The following is a 1,932-nucleotide window of genomic DNA, read 5'->3' on the forward strand; positions in this document are numbered from 1 at the left end:
GGCCCCTTGTGCCGGCGCATGATCTCGGCGAAGGCGGCCTGACGTCCAGCGAGCGTCAAGGCGGCGAGTTCGCCGTCCGTGCAGGCCGAAAGTTCAAGACTCACCGCGCGTCTGCGGTCAGCGCCTTAACCACCGCGCGGTCGAACGTCCTCGCCTGGTCGGGCCGCAGGATCTGCCGCATCGCGAACATATGGTTCAACGTCTCCTTTTGGAGCTCGCCCATCGCGCCGTGCGAACGATCGACGGCCGCCGCGACCTGCGGCCCGTTACCATGTTCGGCCTCGATGGCGTCGGCAAGCCGGGCGTTGTCGGCCCTGAGTTCAAGCTCCAAGGCACGCCTTCGAACGGCGAAGCGTGACTCCAGCGTCTCGAGCTTGGTCCGTTGAGCTTCGTCCAGCTCGAGCCCGTCGTGGAGCAAGCTATGAAGTTCCACGCCCGGGCTCGGTGGGGAAGGGAACAACTCGCGCCCAGCCCACACGCCTGCGATCGCTGCCAAGAACACGACGGCCGCGATCAGCATCGTTCTCCGGGCGCCGCTCGTCACTGGAACGCCAGCAAGGTCGAAGGCGCTAGCGGCGTGGCGGGCCCGAAAGGTGTCAGCGCCGGCACCTGCGCAGTCGCCGCTGCGGACGACAAGCCGCCGCCCACCACTCCCAAGGCGACTGCGCCTACCGCTGCCAGCATGCCAGTCCGCAGTGTCACTCCGCCGCCGGCGCGCCGCTCCGCCGCGATCAACCGCATGACATCGCCTTCCAGTTCAGCGAGCCGGGGATGAAGCGGCTGCTCGGCAAGGCGGCGCAAGGCGCTGTCCAAATCCATATCCATGTTCATTCCTCCGCCGTGCTCACATCCTTTACGCACGGCCGGCGAACACCCCTCGAATCCGACGTGAACGAATGTCACTAAGCGGGAACGCCCCCGGGCGCGGCGGCGCACTTTTCCATTGCGTCCAATCGTTCACAGCTCGCACGCAGGCCGGCGATCCACGCGTCCCGCTGTTTCAATTTCCCTGATTAACCTCTGTTGACATTCCGAGCGCAGCTACGGCGGCAACCATGGTGCTCGTTAGGTCAAGCGAGGCGGCGACTATTATGTGCGTGGCGGCTGCCGGCAAGGGCATGGCCGTACATATGCCGACGTTTATCGCGGCCACATAGCGCGATTGGCGACAAGCCGCCGATATTGCTCGTGAGCCGGGCAGCGGCACATGGCCATGCCGCTGCCCGCAGGAGCTGGACGATGGCCAGCGGAATCGTCAAAGAATGGTAGCGGCTCGGTAGATGGACCGACACTATCGACTTCTGGAGGAAATGAATGGGGCGGTTCAGTCTGCCCCCCCGCCGAGGAGGCGGTTTAGTGCGTGCTGAACAACTACGGTGAAAGCATCCAGCACCAAAGGAAAAGCCTTTGTCTAAAAGCTCATTCTAACCGTCGCTCGCGCGGTTGTCGGCGCACCGGGCATGATGTTGTTATCGTTGTAGGCGGACGAGAAATAATTGCTGTCGAGGAGGTTCTCGACGTTGATTTGCGCCTCGATGTGGGGGGTGAGCTTGAAGAACGCGGCGGCATCGACGCGGGTGAACGCAGGCAGGACGGCGGCATTGCTGACGGAGGTGAAGCTTTTTGTCTGGTGGTAGACGCCGACCCCGGCTCCCAAGCGAGGGGTGAAGTCGTAGCGGGTCCAGAGCGAAGCCTGCTGCTTGGGCACAAGCGGGACCTCGCGGCCGGCAGGAGCCGCACTCGTTGTCTTGCGGATTTTTGCGTCCTGCAGCGTGTAGCCGGCGCTGATTTGCCATTGGGGTGTGATCGCGCCGTTGAGGCCGATCTCAAGCCCTTTGCTGCGCTGCGCGCCCGTTAGCACCGTCCGCGTGGCGTCGTTGGGGTCGGTCGCGCGGGTGTTGGTGCGATCGAGCCGGTAGACGGCAGCGGTCA

The 1,932-nt window shown here is 64.2% G+C and carries 3 protein-coding genes; all 3 read right to left on the reverse strand.

Translation table 11 applies throughout. The annotated features are described in order from the left end of the window. Positions 1–100: 100 nt before the first annotated feature. Complete coding sequence (locus F4U94_RS23985) at positions 101–520, reverse strand: periplasmic heavy metal sensor (protein WP_037473048.1); 420 nt, start codon at positions 518–520, stop codon at positions 101–103. 20 nt (positions 521–540) lie between these two features. Continuing rightward, positions 541–825, reverse strand: a complete 285-nt coding sequence (locus tag F4U94_RS23990) for a hypothetical protein (RefSeq protein WP_043150728.1) — start codon at positions 823–825, stop codon at positions 541–543. Between the two features lie 586 nt (positions 826–1,411). Then, a partial coding sequence (locus tag F4U94_RS23995) for a TonB-dependent receptor (protein WP_150412351.1) occupies positions 1,412–1,932 on the reverse strand: 521 nt, incomplete at its 5' end.

It is taken from the genome of Sphingobium limneticum, assembly GCF_008710155.1.
Lineage (GTDB): Bacteria > Pseudomonadota > Alphaproteobacteria > Sphingomonadales > Sphingomonadaceae > Sphingobium > Sphingobium limneticum.

What these genes read in the sequence shown, in the direction of transcription:
- F4U94_RS23985 (WP_037473048.1), bottom strand. Translation starts at nt 520, where the DNA reads ATGCTGATCGCGGCCGTCGTGTTCTTGGCAGCGATCGCAGGCGTGTGG.
- F4U94_RS23990 (WP_043150728.1), bottom strand. Translation starts at nt 825, where the DNA reads ATGGATATGGATTTGGACAGCGCCTTGCGCCGCCTTGCCGAGCAGCCG.